At 40.4% G+C, this 24,124-nt stretch carries 23 protein-coding genes and 1 tRNA gene; 8 read left to right on the forward strand and 16 right to left on the reverse strand.

Annotated features, from left to right (window positions below):
* The first annotated feature begins 85 nt into the window (after positions 1-85).
* Positions 86-1,132, forward strand: a complete 1,047-nt coding sequence (locus CH365_RS15320; protein ID WP_100769437.1) for an NAD(P)-dependent alcohol dehydrogenase — start codon at positions 86-88, stop codon at positions 1,130-1,132.
* Positions 1,133-1,255: 123 nt separating this feature from the next.
* On the opposite strand, the gene CH365_RS15325 is transcribed toward CH365_RS15320, so the two are convergent.
* The 9 genes from CH365_RS15325 to CH365_RS15365 all read right to left on the reverse strand — a co-directional run bounded on the left by CH365_RS15325 (position 1,256) and on the right by CH365_RS15365 (position 7,833).
* On the reverse strand, positions 1,256-1,906 hold the full coding sequence (locus tag CH365_RS15325; protein ID WP_100769438.1) for a hypothetical protein: 651 nt from the start codon (positions 1,904-1,906) through the stop codon (positions 1,256-1,258).
* A 277-nt stretch (positions 1,907-2,183) separates the two neighbouring features.
* Entirely contained in the window at positions 2,184-3,455 is a 1,272-nt protein-coding gene (gene clpX, locus CH365_RS15330; protein WP_100769439.1) for an ATP-dependent Clp protease ATP-binding subunit ClpX, read from the reverse strand.
* Between the two features lie 12 nt (positions 3,456-3,467).
* The gene (gene clpP, locus CH365_RS15335) at positions 3,468-4,061 is read right to left on the reverse strand and encodes an ATP-dependent Clp endopeptidase proteolytic subunit ClpP (RefSeq protein ID WP_100769440.1); all 594 of its coding nucleotides are present in this window, start codon (positions 4,059-4,061) and stop codon (positions 3,468-3,470) included.
* Complete coding sequence (gene tig / locus CH365_RS15340) at positions 4,052-5,440, reverse strand: trigger factor (protein WP_100769441.1); 1,389 nt, start codon at positions 5,438-5,440, stop codon at positions 4,052-4,054. The genes clpP and tig overlap by 10 nt, the downstream gene beginning before the upstream one ends.
* 34 nt (positions 5,441-5,474) lie before the next feature.
* A tRNA-Gly gene (locus CH365_RS15345) sits at positions 5,475-5,546 on the reverse strand.
* Positions 5,547-5,608: 62 nt separating this feature from the next.
* Complete coding sequence (locus CH365_RS15350; RefSeq protein WP_100769442.1) at positions 5,609-6,220, reverse strand: molybdenum cofactor guanylyltransferase; 612 nt, start codon at positions 6,218-6,220, stop codon at positions 5,609-5,611.
* A complete protein-coding gene (locus CH365_RS15355; protein ID WP_100769443.1) occupies positions 6,207-6,644 on the reverse strand; it encodes a molybdenum cofactor biosynthesis protein MoaE in 438 nt (145 codons plus the stop codon). Before CH365_RS15355 ends, CH365_RS15350 begins: the two co-directional genes overlap by 14 nt.
* A gap of 1 nt (position 6,645) precedes the next feature.
* On the reverse strand, positions 6,646-6,888 hold the full coding sequence (locus CH365_RS15360) for a MoaD/ThiS family protein (protein WP_100769444.1): 243 nt from the start codon (positions 6,886-6,888) through the stop codon (positions 6,646-6,648).
* Positions 6,889-7,833, reverse strand: coding sequence for a radical SAM protein (locus tag CH365_RS15365; RefSeq protein ID WP_100769521.1), 945 nt, complete (start codon positions 7,831-7,833; stop codon positions 6,889-6,891).
* A 79-nt stretch (positions 7,834-7,912) separates the two neighbouring features.
* Here CH365_RS15365 and CH365_RS15370 point away from each other — a divergent pair, with 79 nt between their 5' ends.
* The gene (locus tag CH365_RS15370) at positions 7,913-8,974 is read left to right on the forward strand and encodes a HesA/MoeB/ThiF family protein (protein ID WP_100769445.1); all 1,062 of its coding nucleotides are present in this window, start codon (positions 7,913-7,915) and stop codon (positions 8,972-8,974) included.
* A 41-nt stretch (positions 8,975-9,015) separates the two neighbouring features.
* Here CH365_RS15370 and CH365_RS15375 read toward each other — a convergent pair whose 3' ends face one another.
* Positions 9,016-9,612, reverse strand: coding sequence for a DJ-1/PfpI family protein (locus CH365_RS15375; protein ID WP_100769446.1), 597 nt, complete (start codon positions 9,610-9,612; stop codon positions 9,016-9,018).
* Between the two features lie 103 nt (positions 9,613-9,715).
* Between CH365_RS15375 and CH365_RS15380 the strand changes: the two genes are divergently transcribed.
* From CH365_RS15380 to CH365_RS15395, 4 genes are read left to right on the forward strand one after another with little or no spacing between them, the layout of a single operon-like run.
* Positions 9,716-10,096, forward strand: a complete 381-nt coding sequence (locus CH365_RS15380; protein ID WP_100769447.1) for an ArsR/SmtB family transcription factor — start codon at positions 9,716-9,718, stop codon at positions 10,094-10,096.
* Between the two features lies 1 nt (position 10,097).
* Complete coding sequence (locus CH365_RS15385; RefSeq protein WP_100769448.1) at positions 10,098-10,601, forward strand: SRPBCC family protein; 504 nt, start codon at positions 10,098-10,100, stop codon at positions 10,599-10,601.
* Positions 10,602-10,603: 2 nt separating this feature from the next.
* Complete coding sequence (locus tag CH365_RS15390; protein WP_100769449.1) at positions 10,604-10,999, forward strand: hypothetical protein; 396 nt, start codon at positions 10,604-10,606, stop codon at positions 10,997-10,999.
* Positions 11,000-11,003: 4 nt separating this feature from the next.
* Positions 11,004-11,456: a VOC family protein gene (locus CH365_RS15395; RefSeq protein WP_100769450.1), complete on the forward strand. Its 453-nt coding sequence runs from the start codon at positions 11,004-11,006 to the stop codon at positions 11,454-11,456.
* A gap of 42 nt (positions 11,457-11,498) precedes the next feature.
* On the opposite strand, the gene CH365_RS15400 is transcribed toward CH365_RS15395, so the two are convergent.
* Positions 11,499-13,613, reverse strand: coding sequence for a molybdopterin-dependent oxidoreductase (locus CH365_RS15400; protein ID WP_425268563.1), 2,115 nt, complete (start codon positions 13,611-13,613; stop codon positions 11,499-11,501).
* 138 nt (positions 13,614-13,751) lie between these two features.
* Complete coding sequence (locus tag CH365_RS15405; RefSeq protein WP_100769452.1) at positions 13,752-14,432, reverse strand: arylesterase; 681 nt, start codon at positions 14,430-14,432, stop codon at positions 13,752-13,754.
* 106 nt (positions 14,433-14,538) lie between these two features.
* Here CH365_RS15405 and CH365_RS15410 point away from each other — a divergent pair, with 106 nt between their 5' ends.
* Together CH365_RS15410 and hemW are read left to right on the forward strand one after the other, a co-directional pair.
* Complete coding sequence (locus CH365_RS15410; protein ID WP_100769453.1) at positions 14,539-16,323, forward strand: glycoside hydrolase family 3 protein; 1,785 nt, start codon at positions 14,539-14,541, stop codon at positions 16,321-16,323.
* Between the two features lies 1 nt (position 16,324).
* Entirely contained in the window at positions 16,325-17,497 is a 1,173-nt protein-coding gene (gene hemW, locus CH365_RS15415; protein ID WP_100769454.1) for a radical SAM family heme chaperone HemW, read from the forward strand.
* Here hemW and CH365_RS15420 read toward each other — a convergent pair.
* The 4 genes from CH365_RS15420 to ilvB all read right to left on the reverse strand — a co-directional run bounded on the left by CH365_RS15420 (position 17,494) and on the right by ilvB (position 24,105).
* Positions 17,494-19,569 (reverse strand): methyl-accepting chemotaxis protein, encoded by a 2,076-nt coding sequence (locus CH365_RS15420; protein ID WP_100769455.1) that lies wholly within the window; start codon positions 19,567-19,569, stop codon positions 17,494-17,496. The genes hemW and CH365_RS15420 overlap by 4 nt on opposite strands.
* A gap of 49 nt (positions 19,570-19,618) precedes the next feature.
* A complete protein-coding gene (locus CH365_RS15425; protein ID WP_100769456.1) occupies positions 19,619-21,694 on the reverse strand; it encodes a methyl-accepting chemotaxis protein in 2,076 nt (691 codons plus the stop codon).
* Positions 21,695-21,919: 225 nt separating this feature from the next.
* Entirely contained in the window at positions 21,920-22,399 is a 480-nt protein-coding gene (gene ilvN / locus CH365_RS15430; protein ID WP_100769457.1) for an acetolactate synthase small subunit, read from the reverse strand.
* Positions 22,396-24,105, reverse strand: coding sequence for a biosynthetic-type acetolactate synthase large subunit (ilvB, locus tag CH365_RS15435; protein WP_208861222.1), 1,710 nt, complete (start codon positions 24,103-24,105; stop codon positions 22,396-22,398). The genes ilvN and ilvB overlap by 4 nt, the downstream gene beginning before the upstream one ends.
* Positions 24,106-24,124: the final 19 nt, after the last annotated feature.

Here is a 24,124-nt window from a genome sequence, read left to right on the forward strand (position 1 = left end):
AACTAGGGAAATTTTCAGACTGAAAATTTCCGAATTTCCTTCCACTTGAAGTTCATACAATATTTAATCCAAAACGAGGAACAAAATGATCCCATCAAAAGGTTATGCTGCCGCCGTTTCAAAGGCTCCTTTGGCACCTTTTCAATTTGATAGAAGAGACGCTAAAGACGAAGATGTAGTCATCGATATTCAATACTGTGGTATTTGTCATTCGGATATACACCAAGCAAGAGACGAATGGGGAGGATCCATTTTCCCCATGGTCCCAGGACATGAGATAACAGGTGTTGTATCGAAAGTCGGCGCAAAAGTTACAAAGTTTAAAGTAGGTGATAAGGTAGGAGTCGGATGTTTCGTAGACTCTTGCAGAGAATGCGAACAATGCAAAGCAGGTTTGGAACAATTCTGCGAAACAGGAATGAGCGCCACTTATAATGGAAGAGAACAGGATAGAAAGACTCCAACGTATGGCGGATATTCTAATAAGATCGTAGTGGATCAGAACTATGTATTAAGAATTCCTGATAATCTTCCTCTCGATGCAGCGGCTCCCCTACTTTGCGCCGGGATTACTTTATATTCACCTCTTGCTCATTGGAAAGCAGGCCCAGGTAAAAAAGTAGCGATCATCGGTCTTGGTGGACTTGGCCATATGGGTGTTAAGATCGCTCACGCATTAGGTGCAGAAGTTACTGTACTCAGCCAATCCAATAAAAAGGAAGCAGATGCAAAACGTTTAGGCGCAGATCATTTTTATGCTACTTCAGAAAAAAGCACATTCGCCAAGTTAAGAGGACGTTTTGATCTGATCATCAATACCGTTTCTATGCCTATGGACTGGAACGCTTATCTCAGTTTATTGAGAATAGATGGTTCTATGGTAGTTGTAGGTGTTCCGGATGAGCAAGTGCCAATCGGAGCATTCTCTCTGATTGCCGGTCGTAAAAGTCTTGCCGGCTCTCTAATCGGTGGAATCGCAGAAACCCAAGAGATGTTGGATTTTTGCGGAAAGCATAATATCACCAGCGATATTGAATTGATCCCGATCCAAAAAGTAAATGAGGCTTATGAAAGAGTCGTTAAAAGCGATGTGCGTTACAGATTTGTGATAGATATCGCTAGTTTGAATTAAAGGGTACTGAAAACTAGAGGAAAAGATTTATAGAATTCTTTGCTCATAAAAAAATCTATGTGCAAAGAATTCTGATCAAATTATAAAAGAATTAGGATTAAATCTCCTAATCCCCTATACATTTTAATGCTGTTCTACAGCGATGATTTCTTGGCTCAATTTATTAGCTATAAATTTGCCGTAAGCTTGGCCATAGTTTCTAAATAGATCACCTTGGATATCATCATCAAAAGAAGTATAGAAAAAGCCTGCGATTAAGGAGGTTACTCCTAATGTTAAGAGCCAGTCTACTCCTTCTACCCAGGTTCTACCTATATCCGATTGGTTAATCTTATAGTTAACTGGAATGACTCCTTGTTTTAATACCTGATTATTCGATTTTTTGATACTGTAATTGGTATCTAAATTTGCATAATACTTATAACCATTCCAACCTGGCATAAAGATATATACACCCGGCCAGCTAATGAAGTAGTTCGCAATTGAACCGTCGTATTTTACAATCGGGGAAACTTCTATTATTAAATCCGCTTTTGTTGCCGGATTATATGGGAATAATATTTCGAAATTACCGGTCGCGCGAAGTGCGATTACGACTTCCTCGATGTGTTTTTCTTCTATCTGATTCCTAGCTTGTACTTGAATTCCGATGCGGTGTTTTTTTACGCCTGCAGAATAGCTAGCATAATAATCGTTTATATTCTGGACTTTTAACGCATAAGTACATGAGCTAAATGCCCACAATAATAGTAATAGTAAACTTGCTTTTTTCATAGTCTCCTGTCTGTGATATAAAAGAACGCAAAAATAGGCACATTTTCGAATTCTTGTTTAGCCTGAATTATTTCCATCAAGCATTCATCCAACATGCCATAAATTGCATGAAGTGACTCTGTAATGACGGATTTTTCAAACATAAAAATAGACACGTTATGAGCAATGATTATATATACGAGAGTATGGAATTTTAATTATAGAAGATATCCCTATGGGGACAAACCGGACAAATATCCGGAGAATCCCTCAAAATAGTAGTGAAGTTAAGTGTCTTTTAAGCGATTTTTGGTTCTTTTTTCAGAACTAATTTTGGAGGTTTGGTTCCACTGACCGCATCTTCTGTAATAATCACTTCTTCTACGTCTTTGCGAGAAGGAATTTCATACATCAGATCCAGCATCAGATTTTCTACGATAGCACGTAGTCCTCTGGCACCGGACTCTCTTTCGATAGCAAGCTGAGCGATTTTGTCAATCGCACCTTCTTCGAAAGAAAGTTTTACATTTTCCATTTCTAGGATCTTAGTGTATTGGCGTAAAATTGCATTTTTAGGCTCTCTGAAAATACGTTTGAGCATTTCTACACTCAAATCTTGTAGAGTTGCGATCACAGGCATACGACCTATAAATTCAGGGATCAATCCGAATTTCATCAAGTCTTCTGGGATTACTCGAGCTAGAATCTCACCTTTGCTCTCATCTCTTAAGATCTTGCCGTCTTTTTCGTCGCTGCCGAATCCGATCGTTTTTACACCGGTTCTGGTTTTGATGATATTATCCAGGTCAACGAATGCTCCACCTAGAATGAATAGAATATTTTTCGTATCTACTTGCAGATATTCTTGGTGAGGATGTTTTCTTCCACCCTGAGGAGGAACGTTTGCAACGGTTCCTTCTATAATTTTTAAAAGAGCTTGTTGTACACCTTCTCCGCTCACGTCTCTTGTGATGGATGCGCTGTCCGATTTGCGAGCGATCTTATCTACTTCGTCTATGTAGATGATCCCGATCTCGGCCTTTTTGATATCATTGTCCGCATTCTGGATCAATTTGAGGATGATATTTTCCACATCCTCCCCTACGTATCCGGCCTCGGTGAGCGCGGTTGCGTCTACGATCGCAAACGGAACTTTAATAATCTTTGCAAGTGTTTGAGCTAATAAAGTTTTTCCGGAACCTGTAGGTCCTATCAGAAGAATATTCGATTTTTCTAATTCGATATCTGCTTTTTTGTCTTTGAGATAAATTCTTTTGTAGTGATTATAAACCGCAACGGACAAAGCTTTTTTAGCATGGTCTTGTCCGATTACGTATTGGTCTAGGATCGCTTTGATAGCGGCAGGATTAGGGACTTCTCCCAAAAGTTCTGTGCGTTCTTTTTCCTGCTCAGGTTCTTCTGCAATGATCTCATTACAGAGAGAGATACACTCGTCGCAAATATAAACACCTGGACCAGCAACCAGTCGTTTTACGGAGTCTTGTTCCTTTCCGCAGAACGAACAAAATAATTTTTGTTTATTATTGGTTCCGGTCGGTTTTTTTGCCACGGGATCCCCCTATCAGTTCTTTTGACGCTCTATAGAAATTACGGAATCAATGATCCCGTATTTTTGGGCTTCTTCCGGAGTCATGTAAAGATCCCTTTCGGTATCTTTTTGAACTTCTTCGATTGTTTTGCCCGTATGTTTAGAGTACAACCCGTTCAGCACTTGTTTCAGTTTCAGAACTTCCTTCGCTTGGATAGCGATATCGGAAGCCTGGCCTGTTGCTCCGCCTGTGGGTTGGTGCATCATGATCCTAGAATGAGGAAGAGCTGATCTTTTGCCCTTTGCCCCGCCTGCCAGAAGAAGTGCCGCCATAGAAGAAGCCTGACCAATACAAAGTGTACGAACGTCGGCCTTAATATACTGCATAGTATCATAAATGGCAAGCCCGGAAGATACATATCCGCCCGGGGAATTTAGATATAAATAGATGTCTCTGTCCGGATTTTCCGCGTCCAGGAACAGTAGTTGGGCGATGATTACGTTCGCGTAATCGTCAGAAATTGCGTCACCTAGAAAGATAATTCTGTCCTTTAAGAGGCGGGAAAATACGTCATACCGCATTTCTCCGCGACCGGTTTGCTCTATAACTGTAGGAATTATTGCCATACTTCTCCAGTTTCCTTATTAGAAAGGAATTCCTTTAGCTGACGGATACTCATCTTCTCGTTGTATTTCTTTTCTACAAGCTGGAAGAGGGTATCGTCTATCTTTTTTGCTAAAAAATTGTCCCGGTAAGATTCCAGAAGTTTACCTTTTTCCAATTCTTTTTTAAAATCGGCGTCTGGCATACCGTATCTTGAGGCAAGGGTAGAGATTTCCCGGTCGAAATCCTCGTCCGTCAAAACAATATTTTCGGTGGAAGCGAGTTTCTGTCTGGAGAAATACCCTTTCAGTCTATTTTCGGCTATGGTTTTAAAGGAATCCCGTACTTCTTCTAAAGGTTTTCCTACCATTTCTGCGTATTTTTCGATACTTGGGATCTGTTCTTTAGGAATTCTGGCCTGGCCCCTTCCTAAAACATCTTGCATCATATTCTGATACACATGCTCTGATTCTTCGGTAAGATAAGAGTCAGGGAAAATAAACTTGGAATCTGCAACCAGTTCCTTATAGATCTCTTCCATCTTCTTGGATTTTACCGCTTCGGTATAATTCTTTTGTAGATCGGTTTTGACCTTATCTTTCAAAACTTGTAAAGAAGAAGAACCATCGTATTCGCTGGCAAGATCATCGTCCAATTCAGGAAGAACTTCTTTATAAATCGCCTTTAAGGTCATGGCGAATTCCATCTTCTTGCCGGCCAGATCTTCTCTAGGATAATCGCTTGGATACGTATAGAAGAAGTTCTTAGTTTCTCCGGTCTTGATCCCGAACAGATTATCGTCGAAACCAGGAAGATTATTCGGTTCTCCTAATTTATAATCGCTTGAACCGTTTTTAGCGTTCTTAGGCTCCTGCCCTTCTTCCTTCACTTCGAATTCCATATCTACGATATCGCCGTTCTCGGCTCCTTCGACTGGTTCTCTAAGAAGTTTTCTGGCAAGTTGTTTACGAACGAACTGAAGTTCTTCGGTGATATCCTCGTCGGTCACCTGTACTTCAGGAAGTTTAATCTTGATCTTTTTGTATTTCCCTAAGGAAACTTCCGGATCAGTATCATAGACCGCAGTTGCCACTAAACTTTTTTCGGGAACATAGTCCTCGACTGTAAATTTAGGGAAACGGACAATCTTGTGTTCCAGTTTTCCTGCAAGTTCGCTGACGGTCTCTAATAGTAGAAGATTGATTGCGTCGTTTGCTACCGAGTCTCCCAAATGGCGTTTTACCATTTCGATCGGTGCCTTGCCGGGACGGAAGCCCGGGATTTTGAGATCCTTTTGTTTTTCTTTATAAGTCTTTTCGAACGCCTTTTCCAGATCGTTCTTATCAAAGGTTAACTTAAGGTCTACGGATGCGTTTTGATTTTTTTTTGTCTTGAATTCCATGGTCTCAGAAGACAGAAGGCGGAGGACTTCTGTAAGCGGGAAACGGGATTCGAACCCGCGACCCCCTCCTTGGCAAGGAGGTGCTCTACCACTGAGCTATTCCCGCATGGTTGGTAGAACCATGATTTCTCTCTCAGGGCCCATGTAAATCGGTTTTTGACCTGAAACTTAGGACTTTGGAGCCCTCAGATCCTCTGGAGAATTCAGGTTAATAAATGAAAATTTTTCATCTTCCGAAACTTCCAAAAGGTAAGGATTTCCCCTTTCGATCAGAACTTTAGGAGAAAAGGAATTTAAGGCCCCTTTTTCGAATTCTTGGAATAAAAACCTGAGATACTCGGAAGAATAAAGACCGCATAACGGTTCAATTCCTTCTTCGGTTCGGTAAAAAATCCCCGAACCGACCATTTCTTTTTTAGAATATAACCTAGCTAAGGTTTTGATCCTCATGTAGGGAATATCAACGGCTAAAACCAAAAAGTTTCGAATATTAGGATCGTCTTGGAAAAGAAGAAAAGAACTAAAAATCCCCTGAAGAGGACCTTGCAGATTTGAGATAGAGTCAGATATCAGGTATTCATTTTCTATATGTTTAGAATATTCTTCTCTTTGCTCTTCTCGAATGGAAACACGTACATTTTTGCATAAGAATTTTAGTTTTTTATAAGATTCTAATAGAAAGAACTTTTGGCTTTTTAAGGATAAGAAGGATTTATCCCTTCCCATTCTGGAACTTTTTCCACCTGCAAGTACGATCCCTACCGTATCAATGGCTCTCATGTACGCAGCCCTTCGACCACTGGGAAGAACCGTCACTATAAAATTCCTTTTTCCAGATCGGAACCTCGTGTTTTACCCTATCTATGATATAACGATTGGACTCGTAAGCCTCTGCCCTATGCATGGATCCGGTTTCGACTATAACCGCGATCTCTGATATTTCCAGTTTTCCGATTCTATGTATGCAGTTTGCATGAAGAAGGTCCCATTTTTTGCGAGCGTCAGCAAGAATACTCGAAATCATCTCGTTTGCCATAGGAGCATACGCCTCATATTCTAAGTGAGTGACCTTCTTCCCCTCGTTTAGATTTCGTACAATCCCAGAAAATACAACAAAACCTCCTATCTCAGGAATATCAGGCATCTGGGAAGAAACAAAAATAGGAGAAGAGGAAATATGAGAATACGTTTCTAATACGGACATATCAACCGCCACTGGAAGGAGGAAGTACTGCGACTACCGAACCTTCCCTCAGAACAAAATTATCACCTACGATAGTTTGGTTCACTGCAAATCTGCTGACTTTCAAAATGGATTCAGAACCTGGATTCGTATGAGTAAGAATATTACGTAGATGTAAAATAGAATCTCCTTCAGAGACTTCTATTTTTTTAAGATCCGGAAAATGATCTTTGACTGCGGCAAAAAACAAAAGTTGAATATCCATCTATCCGCCTATGTATTTCATTGAGAGTTCACTTCCGGTAAACTCGTTTTTTTTGGTTTTCATTGCCTGATCTAAGGAATGTTCTAACTCGGATTCATTTTCCGAAACCGGAAAAGAACGGAAATCGCTCAAACAACCGTAAATTTTTCCCAAATGGTCCATTCTCAGTCGATTACAACCGTCACAAAATGGTTCCGTATGATTTGCGATGATCCCGAATCTATAATTTTCAGAAGTGCGATAATATTTTGCAGTGGACTCGATAGGAGTATTCTCCGATTCAAAATCGAATTCTTGGCCAAGTTCCTCTTTGATCTTTGCTGCGGAGAAAAATAACTCGGAATGTTTTGCCCTAAGAGGTCCCATCTTCATAAGTTCCAAGTACCGGATCGGAAGATTTCTTTCACCTGCCCAGCGGAGAATAGGACGGATCTGTTCTTCATTATAACCTTTTAATACAGTACAATTCAGTTTTACTTCCAATCCTTCTCCGATTGCTTCTTCTATCCTATTTAATAAACGAATTACCGGAAGATTTTTGCCTGAGATCAAAGAGAAGGATTCCTGGGAAAGTGAATCCAAGGAAAAATTCATTCTGTCTAGACCTGCAAGTTTTAGATCTCGGATAAGACCGTCTCTAAAAAATCCATTAGAGGTAAGTGCGATGTTCGGGATCTTCTCCTCTTTTGCGACTTGGACCAATTTTGGAAGATCTTTATGAAGAGTCGGCTCTCCACCGGTCAAATGGATCTCTTTAAGTAAAATTTTACGAGAAAGAAGAAGAATGTTTTTACGAAGAAGTTCCGCGCTTAAAAAAGAACCATGCGCACCTTCTCCATTTAAGGCTGTACCAGGAGCGCAGTACACGCAGCCGAATCCGCAAGAGGATGTAACACTCACTCTAAGTACCTCGAATTTTCGACCGTAGGCGTCCACGATGTCCAAGCTTACCATACCCGGACACTTATGAAAGCCAATTAAAAAGTCTTGTCGGACCTGCGAAAATATAAGATCCTTTCCTTAGATGAGTCCGGAACAGAAGAAGTATTTTTCCAGACAAACTAAATTGCCATTTTTAGGAGAATCCGGTCAAAAGGCACTTCTCCAAAAATCAGCATTGGTAATCGGTCTCGGAGGTCTAGGCTCCCCTGCTTCTTTGCATTTAGCAACAGCCGGTGTGGGAAAACTAGGTCTTTGGGATTTTGATACTGTAGAACTGAGTAATCTACATAGACAAACCGCATTCACTCTTTCCGATATCGGTAAGAAAAAAACGGATACAACCAAGGAATATATACAAGCTCGGGTCCCGGGCATCCAAATAGAGACATTCACTGAAATTTTTTCAGAAAAGATCGATCCGAGTATATTCGAAAATTGGGATATTATTCTGGATTGTACAGACCAGATCCAGGCTAAATATACGATCAATCGATTCTGCATCCAAACCCAAAGACCTTTAGTCACTGCTTCCGTTTTTAGGACAAGCGCACAAGTAGCGATCTTCTCTCCTCAAGGAAAACCTTGTTATAAATGTTTGTATCCAAATTTAGAAGGATCCGAACTTCTTTCCTGCGAAGACGGAGGAGTTTTAGGAGTCCAGACTGCGATTGCAGGATTATACCAGGCATCCTTCGCTATTCAATACTTACTTTTTCCGGAAAAATCCCCCACTCATTCTACATTCCAATTAGAATGGGAGTCCCCATTATTGTATGAAACATTTCTGAAAGCGGATCCGAATTGTACTGAATGTGGTTCCGGCAAAAGAGAAGAACTGACATTTCAAGACGAAATCGATCTTTCTTATTGGAAAGAATGGAAGAAGGACCCGAAATATATTTTGTTAGATGTAAGAGAATCGGAAGAGAGAAAAGAAAGTCCGATCGAAAATTCGATCTTCTCTCCACTTTCTGAACTTTCTTTAGATACCGCATTCGGTTTTTCTAAAGAAAAGATCTATATTACAATTTGTGAATCAGGAATACGATCCAAAAAGGCGGTAAAAATTCTCAAAGAAGCAGGGCTTACTGCATATTCTCTACAAGGTGGAAGAAAAATTTTGGCCTTAGAAGAGATTCTTTAAAAATAAGATCCCGGGACTCATACTTATACATTACCTTTGCTTTAAGATGGAAGGTACGAATCAAATTCCATTCTTCTTGCTGTAAATTCTGAAATCTTCTTTCCCACTAATTTTTCCACCAGATATAAGGACATCAAAATCCCTCTGGAAACTCCGCCAGAAGTCAAAATATGTCCATGGTCTATAAATTTTTCATTGGCTACTTTTTTAATCTTAGGATAATTTTTACGAAGAGTATCTTGGTCCATCCAATGAGTGGTGACTTCCAGTCCATCCAGAATACCAGCCTCTGCTAATAAAAATGCGCCTGTGCAAATAGAAGCTAAGATCTTTACCTTAGGCTCCATTTCCTTGATCCATCCCAGTAATTTTTTATTATGGATTTCGATTTCTTCTGCTCCGTATCCTCCGGGGATCACTAAAATATCCGGCACGCCTGCCTCTTCCAAAGTCAGATGAGGAAATACAGGAAAACGGTTCCTTGCATATAGGAGTTCCTTCTTCTCCGCAACTATGGAAACTTTGAATAATTTCTCCTTATTCTCATTCTCTGTAATGGAAAACACCTCGTAAGGACCGGAAAGATCCAAAACTTCCACTTCGTTAAATGCCAATATATGAACTTCAATCTGCTCCATAGTTCCTCTTCCGTCACATTCTTAACTACAAACGATTTCGAAAATAATTTCCTAAAAAAGTACTTGCTTATTTTGAATATATAACCATATGGTTATATAAAATATGAATCATGCACTTAGTCATTCGAATCGATTAGATGCGACTTTTGCCGCCCTCTCAGACCCAACCAGAAGGGCGATCCTGGCACGTTTAGCCAACGGAGAGGTTTCCGTAATGGATCTGGCTAAACCGTTCTCCATGAGCCAACCAGCAATTTCTAAACATCTAAAAGTTTTGGAAAGAGCGGGACTCATCTCCGGGATCAAAGACGCACAAAAAAGATTACGCAAAATAGAAGCTAAACCTTTGGCAGAAGCCACCGAATGGTTGGAAAATTATAGAAAGTTCTGGGAAGGAAGATTCAATCAATTGGATTCACTGATAGAAGAATTAAAACTTTCTAAACAAACTTCCCCTAAACGTAAAAATAAAAAAGGAGAATAGAATGAGCTTTATTGGAACCTTAAAGGTAGAAGCGAAAGGAGACAGAGAACTAGTAATGACTCGGGAGTTCGATGCCGAGAAAAATCTGGTATTCGACTGTTTTACAAAGCCTGAATTAATCAAACGTTGGTTATACGGTCCTGACGGCTGGACCTTAGATGTATGCGAAGTAGATCTAAGAGTCGGCGGAAAATATAGATATGTTTGGATGTTTCTAAAAGACGGATCTACAATGGGAGCAGGAGGAACCTATAAGGAAATTTCCGGACCAGACAAACTAGTCCATACCGAATCTTTCGATGAACCTTGGTATCCTGGCGAAGCTTTACTCACGACAACATTTGTCGAAAAATCCGGCAGGACATATGTTACTATCAATGTTCTTTATGAAACCAAAGAAGGAAGAGATCTAGTTATTAAATCCCCGATGGAAGGGGGAGCTTCCCAAAGTTATAATCGTTTGGAAACTTTACTCAATACTATTACCTTAGAAGGAAAAAAATAATCATGAATGCAAAAACTATTTCGATCTTAAAAAGTATTGGAGCCGTTTTTACGGGAATTTTGATCAACGTTATACCTGCAATAGCGATCGATGCAGTATTACATGTTACCAATTGTTATCCTCCGATGGGAGAAAGAATGTCCGATGGCTTATTCCTTCTTGCGAGCTCCTACCGTTTGGCTCTTGCAATTTTAGGTGGATATTTTACTGCAAAACTTGCTCCTCATAATCCGATTGGGCACGTAATCACATTAGGTGTGATAGGAACAATCGCAAGCACCTTGGGTCATATACAAATGGGAGACCAAGGCCCGGCTTGGTATTCTATCGGGTTGATCGTAATTTCTATTCCTTTGTCTTTATTAGGTGGATTCATTTACCTAAAGCGTAGAGGATAAGAATATGCAAAAGGCCACTCCATTTTTAATGTTCGATAAGGGTTTGGAAGAAGCTCTTCAATTCTATTCTGGTATATTCAAAAATATGAAAATAGAAAATCTCACAAAACTAGGGGGAGGAATGGTTTCCGCCAGTTTTGTGATAGAAGGCCAGAAGTTTTTGGCTTTCACTGGAGGCCCTCATTTCCAATTTACGGAGGCATTTTCAGTTTATATCAGTGCGGAAACCCAAGAAGAAATAGATGATCTGTATGAAAAACTTGCCTCGGGTGGAATTAAACAACCATGTGGTTGGGTAAAAGATAAGTTCGGTCTATCTTGGCAGATCATTCCTCCAATCCTGGAGAAATATCTATATGATAAAAACCAAGAAAAAGCGCAAAGAGTTATGCAGGCAATGTTACAAATGCATAAGATAGATATTTCTAAACTACAGGAAGCTTACGACAAAAATTAATTTTTAAGACCGCCCGAATTCCCGGGCGGATTTGTTTCAGGCCTAAGCGGATCTTTTACTTAAAAACACTGGAATGCCGCTAAAGGCCGCATTTCCGGATAGTTCATCCAAAACCTGATCATCAGTCAGATCGTTGATACTGGATCCCGCAAATTTAGAAGCAACTTGTAAAGAAACTCCTTCCTTAGCATGTCCGAATCCGTGAGGAATACTTACGACACCTCTCATCATTTCTTCTGTAATTTCAGCAGGTAGTCCGATCTTACCAACTCTGGATTCTACAAAAACTTCCTCTTCTTCTTTGATTCCGAGTAAATTTGCATCTTCCGGATGGATCATCAGCGTGCAGCGATCTTTTCCGGTCATCAGTTTGGGAAGATTATGCATCCATGAATTATTATTTCGTAAATGTCTTCTTCCTATCAGCAAGAAAGAGCCGTTTTCCTTTTTGTCTGCGAGAAGTTTTTGTCCGTACTTGGCCAATCGATCCAGATCGGAAACTACTTCTTTCGGAGTAAGTCTTATCATCTTATCTTCTGTCCAAAGTCTTTCCGGAAAACAAGGTTTCAATGCTCCCAGGTCCACTCCATGAGGACTGTTTTTCAGAAGTTCCAAACTCATTCCGACGGAAGATCCAGATTTTTCTCCGTATGGGCCAGACTTCAAAGCGTGATCTATGATTGCAGAAGGAGTGATCTTGGTTTTGATCAATTCTTTAGGTAAAGGTTTTTCGGATTTTAACAGCTCTATTCTTTTGGTTAGATCCGAAAAAATTTCCCAATCATGCAACATCCCTTCTTCCGGTTCGAATGCAGGTTGGTTATATCTTACAGTATTTCGTACCGCAAAAACATTAAACACCAAATCGTAATGGTCATGTTCCAAAGCCGAGCTCGGTGGAAGAATATAATGAGCGTGTTTTGTAGTCTCATTTAGATAAAAGTCCACGCTTACCATAAATTCCAGATTCGAGACTGCCTTCTCCAATTGAGAACCATTTGGAGTAGAAAGTACAGGATTTCCTGCAGAAGTTACGAGCGCCTTGACTTGACCTTGTCCCGGGGTCAAAATTTCTTCTGCAAGTGCAGCAACTGGTAATTCTTCGTTAAATTCAGGTAAGTCTCTGACTCGAGAACCGTAGGTATGAAAACTTCCGGGAGAACTTTTCATCACTCCTTTAGGATCGATCATATCCACCGCAGGGAGTGTGAACATTGCACCTCCTACAGAGTCCATATTTCCTGTAATACAATTGATAGAATTAATCAGCCATTGGCAAAGTGCACCGAAAGCCTGTGTAGAAACTCCAACACGACCATAACATACTGCACCGTTCGCTTTGGAAAATTCGAGTGCAATCCGTTCCACAGTTTCTGTGGAAATACCTGTCAGCTTTTCAGTTTCGGAGGCAGGATATTTTGCAGCGATCGATCTGAGTTTTTCTAGATCTTCTTCCTTAATGAAAGAATTTTTCTTTGTTAATTTTTTCTTAAATAACACATCTATAATGGAAAGTAAGAAGAATGCATCGGTCCCAGGTAGAATAAAATGATGTTCGTCTGCGTGCACTGCAGTTTCAGTTTTTCTAGGATCTATAACTACGTATTTTCCTCCTCTTTCTTGGATCTCTTTGAGTCTCTTTTTTACATCCGGAACAGTCATTAAACTTCCGTTAGATGCAAATGGATTTCCGCCTAAGATTAAAAAGAAATTTGTCCTGTCTATATCCGGAATCGGGACCAGAAGTTGATGGCCGAACATCCAATAGGAAAGTAATTGATGAGGAAGTTGGTCTACAGAAGTTGCAGAATAATTATTTTTAGTTCTTAAACGTCCGATAAACCTTTGGCCGAATAACATAGAACCGTAATTATGAACACTCGGGTTTCCGCTATAAACTGCGATGGAATCATTTCCATATTTATTTTGGATCTCTACAAGTTTTGCAGCGATATCACTGAGAGCTGTGACCCAGTCTACCTTCTCCCATCCGTTTTCTGTACGTTTTAAAGGAAATTTTAGTCGGTCCGGATCCTCATATAAATTTTTAAGTTCAGGTCCTTTGGCGCATAAATGGCCTCTACTGAACTTATCCTCTTTATCCCCTCTGACTGCGACTACTACATTGTCCTCTATCTCTAGTCTCAGTCCGCACATAGCTTCGCATAAAGTGCATGATCTATAATGTTGGCGTACCATTTCTTGTTCCTGTCCCCGGGTGAGTTATCTCCCATCTGAAATTAGAAAGCAAGCATTTACGAAGTTTATAGGACTTTATATGATTGGAGGCTCGAACTATTTCAATAGTTTATTCAAATAAGGAACTAGATGTTTGGAAAGGATCTTATGACCTTCTGCAGTGGGATGGATCCCATCATCTTGGTTTAACCTTCTGTCTCCGGCAACTCCTTCCAGCAAGAATGGCATAAACTCGGTCTTTTCCTTTTTAGAGATCCTTGGAAAGAGAGCCGCAAATTCTTTCGCGTACTGAGGTCCCATATTCGGAAGTGTTCTCATCCCGATTAACAAAATTTTAATGGAAGGATATTTTGATCTGGCTTCTCGGATAATCCGTGTAAGATTTTCCTCCGTCATCTTTGTAGGCAGTCCTCTTAAAGAATCGTTTGCACCGAGCTCCAGGACGAATACATCGTACTTTGTATTCAATACCCAGTCCAGTCTTGCAAGTCCTCCGGATGTCGTATCTCCGCTCACTCCTGCGTTTACATATTGCAGATCCGGATATTTTTTTTGAAGTTCCAAGGCAGCTAGGTGAACAAAGGATTCTTCAGGCCCATTCAACCCATAACCCGCAGTCAAACTATCTCCGAAAAATAGGATTTTTTTACCGTTTGTTTTTGTTTCCATTTTAAGAGAAGTCTGCTGTTCTTGTTCTGATCCTTCTTTATTGCAAGAAGCAACCAAAGAGAAGAGTATTAAAATACTAAAAAATCTATAATACGATAAACGGCTCATTTTTTCTCCTATCTCCAATCCGACCCATCAGATCCAGCCAAGGTCCCAAAAACTAGGGCTTTAAGTTCTGCTTTACGAATACACAACCGATTGGGATCTAGTAAGTATGTTCAAACGGTTTTTAGTCGCAGGCATTTCTGCCGCTTTCTTAATCTTCTTATTTTTTTGGTTGGGCCAATTCAGAAGTGAACTCCAAGCCCAGGAAATCCAAGAAGGAATGCTCCGTCAAGCCGAGGAGATCAGTTCCAAACTCAGCCCGGAAGAATTAGTTGGTCAGGTGATCCATGTTGCCATCCCTGGAACCGTTTTAGATCCAATCGCTAAAAAAGAAATCGAGACAATCAAACCCGGTGGAGTTATCTTATTCGGAAGAAACTTAGGTTCCAAGTCCGAGATCAAATCCTTGAACAAAGACCTACAAACAAGTGCATTAGAAAATACTGGATTACCATTGCTTATCTCCGTAGACCAAGAAGGCGGAAGAGTGATCCGTGTGAAAGACGGAGTAACTCAATTCCCTGGAGCAATGGCACTCGGCCAGACCAAGGACAAGGACATGGCCAAAAAAGTGGGCTTTGTTACTTCATACCAATTGAGAAAACTGGGATTAAACTTTTTATTCGCTCCTGATATGGATATAAACAATAATCCATTCAATCCGGTTATCAATACCAGATCTCTAGGAAGTAATCTAGAAACCGTATTAAATGCGGGAGTTTCCTATGAAGAAGGAGCAAGACTCGGCGGTTCCATTCCTGTAATCAAACATTTCCCAGGTCATGGGGACACCAATGTAGATAGCCATTTAGGACTTCCTAAAATAGAAAAAACATTGGAAGAATTGAAAAGTTTCGAGCTCATTCCATTCCAAACTGCAATCCAAAATGGTGCGGATGCGATCATGAGTGCCCATATCGTATATCCTAAGATCGATCCGAATTTTCCTGCTACACTCTCTTCTAAAATTTTAGGAGATCTACTTCGTAAAGAATTCCAATACCAAGGATTGATCATTACTGATGCAATGGAAATGGACGCAATAGACGAACATTACCAAAAAGAAGATCCAGGAGTACTAGCTCTAATCGCAGGTGCGGATATTATTTTAATGACTAGCTGGGGTCCGACTACTCAATCCATGAGAGACCAGATCTTAAAGGCTTACAAAAAAGGAACTCTAGTACGAGAAGGAAAAGATCTTCTTAAAGAAGCAGTCAAAAGACAAATTTATTATAAATTAAAATACGGGATCATTTCTGAGTTTGGAGAAGTGGCTAAAACTGGAAAAGCTAACTCTATTTTCCCGAAAGAACTTCCGGAAGTATTAAAAAATCATTTTATCGAACAGGATAAAAATAGAGAAAATTTATTCTCACAATATTACCAAGATTCTCTAAATAGAGATGTAAGCAGAAAGGCAATCGTTTCCTTTCCTAAAACATTCTTCCCCGAACAAATATCCGTTGAGAATACCGTATTCTATTTAAAAGGAGAAGAATTTGTCTCCGATCTAAGAACTCGCACTATTACCAATTCGGATCTTGCCGGCCTTCGCAAGAAGTTAGAAAAGAAAGAAGCGAAACGTGCAGTCTTAAATTCATTTACTCAAACTGAATTGGATCTGGCACTTTCTCTTGCTCAAAAATTTCCGGAAGCTGAAATCGTATGTTTACATTACGGAACTCCATTCTTGGATCTTCCGGATGCAGCAAATCTAAAAATCTTATTTTCCTTCTCGCCTACTTTGGAATCCAAAAGGGCTTTATTATATTCCGTCTTGGACAGAAAAAATGAGATCCCTCTAGTAGATCTGATCTTAAAGCCGAATCCCAAAAAAGCTTCCGCGTCTACAGAAATTGAAGAAGATTCGGTAAGTAAGAATACTAAATAATTTGGAAACAAGACTCCCGGTCATACAAAAAACAAATAGACCGGGAATCTATGTACATTACCCATTCTGCGTTCATAAATGTAGTTACTGCGATTTTTATTCGGAAGGGATAGGATTAGAACCTTCTCCCTTAGAAGAAAATTTATTTTCCAAATATAAAGAAGAAGTTTCACTAAGACTGAAAAACTTTCCGAACTATCAGGATCATATATTTGATAGTTTATTTTTCGGCGGAGGAACTCCTTCCAAGGCTTCCTACGCACGATATGCTGATTTTATAAAATTCTTAAAAGACAATCTAAATTTTTCTCCCGATTCCGAAATCACATTAGAATGTAATCCTGAGGATGTAACTCCTGAATATCTGCAAGGACTCTATGATGCTGGAATCAACAGAGTTCATGTTGGAATACAATCCTTTCTCCCCAAAAATCTGAAATTTTTAGACAGATATTTCGATCCAGAAACCTATTCCAGAACTTTAGAAGCATTACAAACTTCTAAAATAAAAAACTACGGTGCGGATCTGATGTTCGGAGTTCCAGGACAATCAGAAAAAGAATTTTATGAGGATGCAAATTCAGTTTTAGCCTCAGGAGTTTCTCATATCAGTATTTATGCTCTCACTGTGGAAAAAGGAACGGAATACAGTAGAAAAGTTTCCGCAGGAATGATGGCACCACCTGCTGAGGAAGTTCAGGAAAAAATCCTACATGATCTTCCTGATTTTTTAAAATCCAAAGGATTTGTTCAATACGAGGTTTCTAATTATTCCAAGCCTGGACTTTTTTCCAGGCATAATATGAAATATTGGACCTACGAATATTATTTAGGGATTGGTCCGGGTGCCCATGGATTTTTACCTGCTGGCAGGTATTCCAACCCTAGAAATACTTCCGCTTATATTAACGGAACAGGAAAAAATTCCTCCTCTTACGAGCCTTCTGATACATTTGAAGAAATCCTAATATCCGTTTTTAGAATATTTCTTCCGGTAGATCTAAAAGATTTTCTGGATTATTTTCCGGACAAAAAAGAAAGGATACTTTCTAAATTAAAACAAAAAGTGTCTGAAGGAAAATGCAGCTTGGACGGCACCATTTTTCAATGGAATTCCAGTTCGGTTCTATTTTTGGATTCCGAAATTTTAGATCTAGCCGATCAGGAACCTTAATCCACTTTAAACTTTTCGATCAGTTTGGAAAGTTGTTCCGCTAACATTTGGGTCTCGCCAGAGAACGTAGTAAGATCATCTGCGCCACCCGCAATTTCCTGGGTCCCTTCCGAAATACTGATGATCGTTTTAGTGATCTCATTCGTAGCATTTTTTTGTTCGATAACTGCTTCTTCGATCTGCATACTGAAAGAAGTTAAAGTATTGGAACTAGTTTGGATCCTGCCGGTATTGGCCTCTTGGTCTTTCACGGAGACTAAAACCTTATTCGCGGAGATCTCGAACTCGTTCACACTTTGTTTCAATTTTTTTAATATTTGAGAAGCCTCTTCGACTTTCGAGTTACCGTTCATCACTGCATCATTTGTGGATTCTACAAGTTCTCCGATTTCCTGTACAGAGCTAGACGTTTGAGAGGCAAGTTTACCTATCTCTTCCGCAACGACAGCAAATCCTTTTCCGGCTTCTCCGGCCCTGGCTGCTTCTATTGCCGCGTTTAATGCAAGAAGATTCGTTTTTTCAGAAATTTCGGTGATAATAGATAAGATTTCCGTAATTCTAGAGGCACTTTCTCCGATCTCCCCCATTGCATTCGTGGAAGCAAACATTGCGTTCTCGCCTGTTACTGCCTGTCTTTTGGATTCTACGGCAAGATTAACAAGGCCTTGCATCTCTTGGTTAATACTTACGATTTGCTCTTTCAATCGCATAGAGTTACCATCTATCTCTTTGGTATTCTCTACTGCTTTTTCCATGGACTTGCCCACGTTTTGAGCAGAGGCGGCGAGTTCTTCTACTGCCGCGGAAGATTCTTCTGCAGCAGAAGCTTGTGTCTGCGCGATATCTGCAAAGTTTCTAGAAGAAACAGCCATCTCTTCTGATTTAGAGCCCAATTTTTCGGAAGAGGATCTCATCTCCTTGACCACGTTTAGGAGATTTTCCCTCATCTGATCCATAGACATGAATAATGTGCCTATCTCGTCTTTTACAAGATAATCGTTCTTAACAGTCAGATTTCCCTTAGCGATCTCATCTGAGAAACCGATCGCTTTCAAAAGACCTGAGCTCACCAATCGATCGAATATTAAATTTAAAGAAAGTAATACGACGATCAAGATGAGAAAAGAAGAAAGAGCCGCTTTTAAAATGATATCTCCGATACTTTCATAATATACCGAATTTGGAATACTTACCATCAAAGTCCAAAACTTTGGATCTTTGCCTATATGGAATGGAAAATAATAGGCAGTATTTCCACCCGACTCATATACGAATCTTTTTCCTTCTTTTACATTTTCTAAATATTGTTTTAATTCATTTTCGTCGGGAATTTTTTTGCCGAGTAGTTCAGGATTTTCCCCGTTGATTGCATACAAACCGGCAGGAGAAATAAAAGCGATATGCCCTTTGTTCCTAAAAGGTTTTTTGTTCCCGATCTTTTCCTGAAGATATTTTAGATCTATGTCCATACCTGCGGCGCCGTAAAAATGATCAGGCACGCTGATCGGAACCACAAGAGAGATCATCAGAATGTCTTTGCCGCTGACAGTATAAGAATAAGGGCCGACTACCGTAGGTTTATCCGTCTTTTTAGTGACCTGATAAAAATCTCCAGTACCATCCGTATTATTATAATCTCGCAAAGGTTCCAGATCCACGATATCTTTGGCACGAGCGCGATTTAAATATGGAATAAAACGGCCTGATTCATCATGTCCAAGCTTATTCTTATATAAAGCATCCTTGCCGTCATACGCATTTGGTTCATAACAAATCCACATCCCGAAATAATCATCGTTACGTTTCATGATCTCGCGAAGAGTTTGGATCACCTGTTCTCTAGGAGGGGAAGCGTAAATTAAAGGGAATCGAAGACCACGAATCAAACCCATGAGAGTATTCAGCTGCTCCATGATCTCAAAGGTCCATCTTTCCGCGGTAACATCGGAACTTTGTTCCACCTCTTCTCTTAGATTCTGGTAAGAAGAATAGGAATTATAAGCCGCAAGCAAAGAGAATGCGGTAAAAAGAACGATGGAAATATATAAAGAAATTCGGAGCCGAATACTCATAAGGGCTCCATTCTTAAATTGGAAAGAAATTTTGGAACGCTTTTTCTTTCTAACCGACTTTGAATTTTCCGATCAAATTGGACAATTGCTCGGATTGTCCGTGCATATCACCGGAGAATGTAGTTAAATCGTCGGCGCCGCTTGCAATTTCTTGGGTTCCTTCGGAGATATTTACGATGGTTTTGGTAATTTCTTCCGTTGCTCTCCTTTGCTCGGTCACTGCTTCCTCGATTTGAAGACTGAAAGTCATCAAAGAATTCGCACTTTCTGCAATCTCTTTTGTATTGGATTCCTGGGTCTTCACTGAACTCAAAACTGCTTTTGCAGATTTATCAAATTCGTCCACCCTCTCCTTAATCCTTTGTAGGATCTGAGACGCTTCACCCATTTTATTATTTCCGTCCAAAACGGCATTGTTTGTAGAATTTACGAGTCCGCCGATTTCCTGCACAGAGCTGGAAGTTTGGGATGCAAGTTTTCCGATCTCTTCTGCAACCACTGCAAATCCTTTTCCTGCTTCTCCGGCCCTGGCCGCTTCTATCGCTGCGTTTAACGCGAGAAGGTTCGTTTTTTCAGAAATTTCGGTGATGAGAGAAAGTATCTCATTGATCCTCGAAGCACTGTCCCCAATCGCACCCATCGCACGGTTAGAAGTGCTCATCGCAGATTCTCCGGTAACAGCCTCTTCCTTGGAAGAAGCAGCCAAACTTACTAAACCTTGCATCTCCGCATTGATACTTGCGATCTGTTCTTTTAATAAAATCACGTTACCGTCAATCTCTCTCATACTAGAGACAGCTTTTTGCATGGACTTACCCACGTTTTGGGCAGAGGCAGCCAACTCTTCCACCGCAGCAGAACATTCCTCCGCTGCAGACGCTTGTGTCTGGGCCACGTCGGAGAAGTTTCTGGAAGAAACAGCCATCTTCTCAGCTGTTCCGGCTAACTTGTTAGTGGATACACCTATCTCTTTCACTACGCCGAATAGATGTTCTCTCATCGTATTCATCGCAGCTAATAATGCGCCAATCTCGTCCTTACGATGATAATCGGAAGAAGCGAGTAAATTTCCTTTTGCGATTTCTTCTGAAAATCCAATCGCCTTCAGTAATCCGGTGGAGATCAATTTTTGGAATATAAAATGAAGAACAACGACAATCAAACTCACAATGAGTAAAGAAGAGATGGCATTTTGAAAAAGTACACTAAGAAGTTCTTTTGTAAAAATGGAATCCGGAATGCTGATCTGCATGATCCATTGTTTCTGCCCTTTTCCGATCTTGAATGGAAAGAAATGATGAGTATGACCGTCAGACTCATAGGTAAAACGTTCATGCTCTTCCGATTTGGATTGTACTAGTTTTAATTCTTCGCCGTCAGGAATTACCTTGCCCACTAAATCAGGATTACCACCGTTAGCTGCATAAATTCCTTTAGGAGAAATAAGAGCGAGATATCCTAAGGCACGAAAAGGTCTTATACTTCCCATTGTTTCTTGCAGTTGAGCAGTCGTGATGTCTAGTCCAAGCACTCCCCAAAATTTTCCCCCATTACTCACAGGAACACAAAGGGAGATCATCTGCACTTGTTTTCCACCTGCATTGTATGAGTAAGGATCCGTTACCAAAGGTTCCATTGTCTTTTTAGGGATCTGATAGAAGTCTGCAGTCCCATCAGTTGCCTCATAATTGGTAGAAGGTTCTATCACCGCATCTGTTACCGATTTTACGGAATGAACATACGTCACAAATCTTCCTGTGGAATCATGTCCTTTCGTATTTTTATACTTAGCATCCTGGCCATCGAATGCGTTCGGCTCGTACACCGCCCACATTCCGAACCATCTCGGATTTCGATGTAGGATCTCCAACATGGTATTTACTACTTCTTCTCTCTTAGGATTGGAGAAAATGAGAAGCATTCTAAAACCTCTGGCCATTCCCATAGCGGAATCCAGGTAATCTTTTACTTCAAAAGTGTATCTTTCCGCACTTAATGCCGAACCGGATTCGATCTCGGAATGCAAACTACGGTAGGAGATCACCGAATTGATCGCGGTGAGTACTGCGAAACCTAAAAATAAAACTAAGGAAAGGTATAATGAAATTCTGGCCCTGATACTCATAGGAGGGAATTAGAATGGGGAAACTGAAAATATGGAACAAAAAAAATTCTTTCCGATACGAAATTGTAAAAAAGAAAAACGATCCGAAGAAATAGATCGTTCGTTTTGATGAAACGTTTGTTCTTCTTAGGAAATTAATTTCCAGAGCCAAATTTATTTGTAATCAAATTGTAATAATTTTGTAACAATCAATTTGGCAGCCAAAAACTGCGATATGTAAGCGATTTAATTAGATCTGTATTTTAAAGCAATCTGGCCAGTACGGGCGATTTCTTGGATTCCATACTTCTGCATCATTTCCATAAAATGTTCCACCTGTCTGGTATTTCCGGAAAACTCTACAGTCATAGTGGTCTTGGTCAAATCAGCGATCTTAGCTTGGAAAACTTCGCAGATAGAAATGATTTCGGTACGATTCGAATCCTCTACTTTTACGACAACAAGCACAAGCTCCCTGCTAATGCAGTCATGGTATGCAAGATCCTCTACATCGATCACATCAGGAAGTTTCAGAAGTTGGCGTTTCACCTGCTCAACAACAGAATCGTCACCCTTGACTACGATCACCATATTTGAAATTTCAGGATCCTGGGTAACACCTACCGCGATAGAATCTATATTATAACTTCTTCTGGTAAATAGACCGGACACATGGCTCATCACTCCGGGATGATTGTTTACCAAAATTTTCAGTATATGTTTCATTTTTTACCGGCCCGAACTGTGTCGGAAAATTCGATCATGTCTTTTTGGGATTTACCCGCAGGGATCATTGGGAATACTTTTTCTTCCGCTGGAATCATTACTTCTAAGATCCTCGCATCCTCATCTTCTAAGAAAAATTCCAATGCCTTGTCGATCTCGGATTTATTAGAAATTCTTAATCCTTTGATAGAATAAGCCTCTCCTAATTTTACGAAATCAGGATTATAATTCCATTCAGACTCGGAAAATCTTTCCTCATAGAATAGTTCCTGCCATTGGCGAACCATTCCCAAGAAATTATTATTAAAGATCAGGATCTTGACCCCTTTCTTATACATTGCGATGGTCGCCAATTCCTGGATATTCATCTGGATGGATCCGTCTCCGGAAACGCAGATCACCGTTTTATCAGGATTACCGAATTTAGCTCCGATGGCTGCGGGAAGACCATAACCCATAGTACCCAATCCTCCCGAAGTCAGCCAACGATTCGCTTCTTCAAAAAGATAGTACTGAGCGGCCCACATTTGGTGTTGTCCCACATCCGTGGAAACGATCGCCTTTCCCTTACTTTTTTCGTACAATTTCTGTAAAAAACCTTGGGGCTTAATTGTATCGGAAGAATCATCAAATTCTAATGGATGGTTTTTCTTTAATGTATCTAAAAATCCGACCCAATCAGGACGATCTACCTTATTCACTTTTGGAATAAGTGCTTTTAAAACTTCTTTCAAGTCTCCGTGCAAAAGATAATCTACGGAAACTCTTTTGTTAAATTCTGCGGTGTCTATATCTATATGAGCGCGAATAGCATTCTCCGCAAATTCACCGGGTTTGGCAACTCGGTCATCAAACCTAGCTCCCAAGTTTAGAATATAATCACATTCTAATACAGCCTTGTTTGCATAAGCTGTCCCGTGCATCCCTAACATTCCGACGGAAAGTTGGTGAGTGCCCGGAAAAGCTCCGATCCCCATAAGAGTTGTGGTAACAGGGATATTCCCCTTCTCCGCAAGCTCCCTGATTTCTTTGGAAGCATTTGCATTGATCGCTCCTCCTCCCACATAAAGAAGAGGACGTTTTGCCTTATTCAATGCCGCCGCGAAAGAATCCAGATCTCCTCCGATCGGAGGTTTTTGATAATGTCTAGAATCTATTTTAAGTTTATCCACTTTACGAACCGAAGTCAGTTCCGTTTGGACATCCTTAGGAAAATCCAAAAGAACAGGACCAGGTCTTCCGCCTAAAGCGACCAGGGTCGCCTCTTGGAAATGTCTAGCGATATCATCCGCAGACTTGATCAGTGCGTTATATTTTGTGATGGGGATCGTGATCCCATAAATATCCGCTTCTTGGAAAGCATCTGTTCCGATCGCGTTGGTCGCCACCTGTCCGGTAATTGCAAGTATAGGAACCGAGTCTAATTTCGCGTCTGTAAGTCCGGTTACGAGGTTCGTAGCGCCCGGACCAGAAGTAGCGATACATACTCCCAGCTTTCCAGTAGAACGTGCATACCCTTCTGCCATATGAATGGCACCTTGTTCGTGGCGGACTAGGATATGTTTGATTTTAGTACTTTTATATAATTCGTCGTAAAATGGCAGAATTGCTCCGCCAGGATATCCGAAGACGATATCCACTCCGTATTCTTCCAGGAGTTCGACCATCAAACGGGCACCGGAGATTTTTGCTTCGGTTTTCGGCATCTTTCCCTCGTTAGAATCC

Source organism: Leptospira neocaledonica (assembly GCF_002812205.1).
In the GTDB taxonomy this organism is placed as follows: domain Bacteria; phylum Spirochaetota; class Leptospiria; order Leptospirales; family Leptospiraceae; genus Leptospira_B; species Leptospira_B neocaledonica.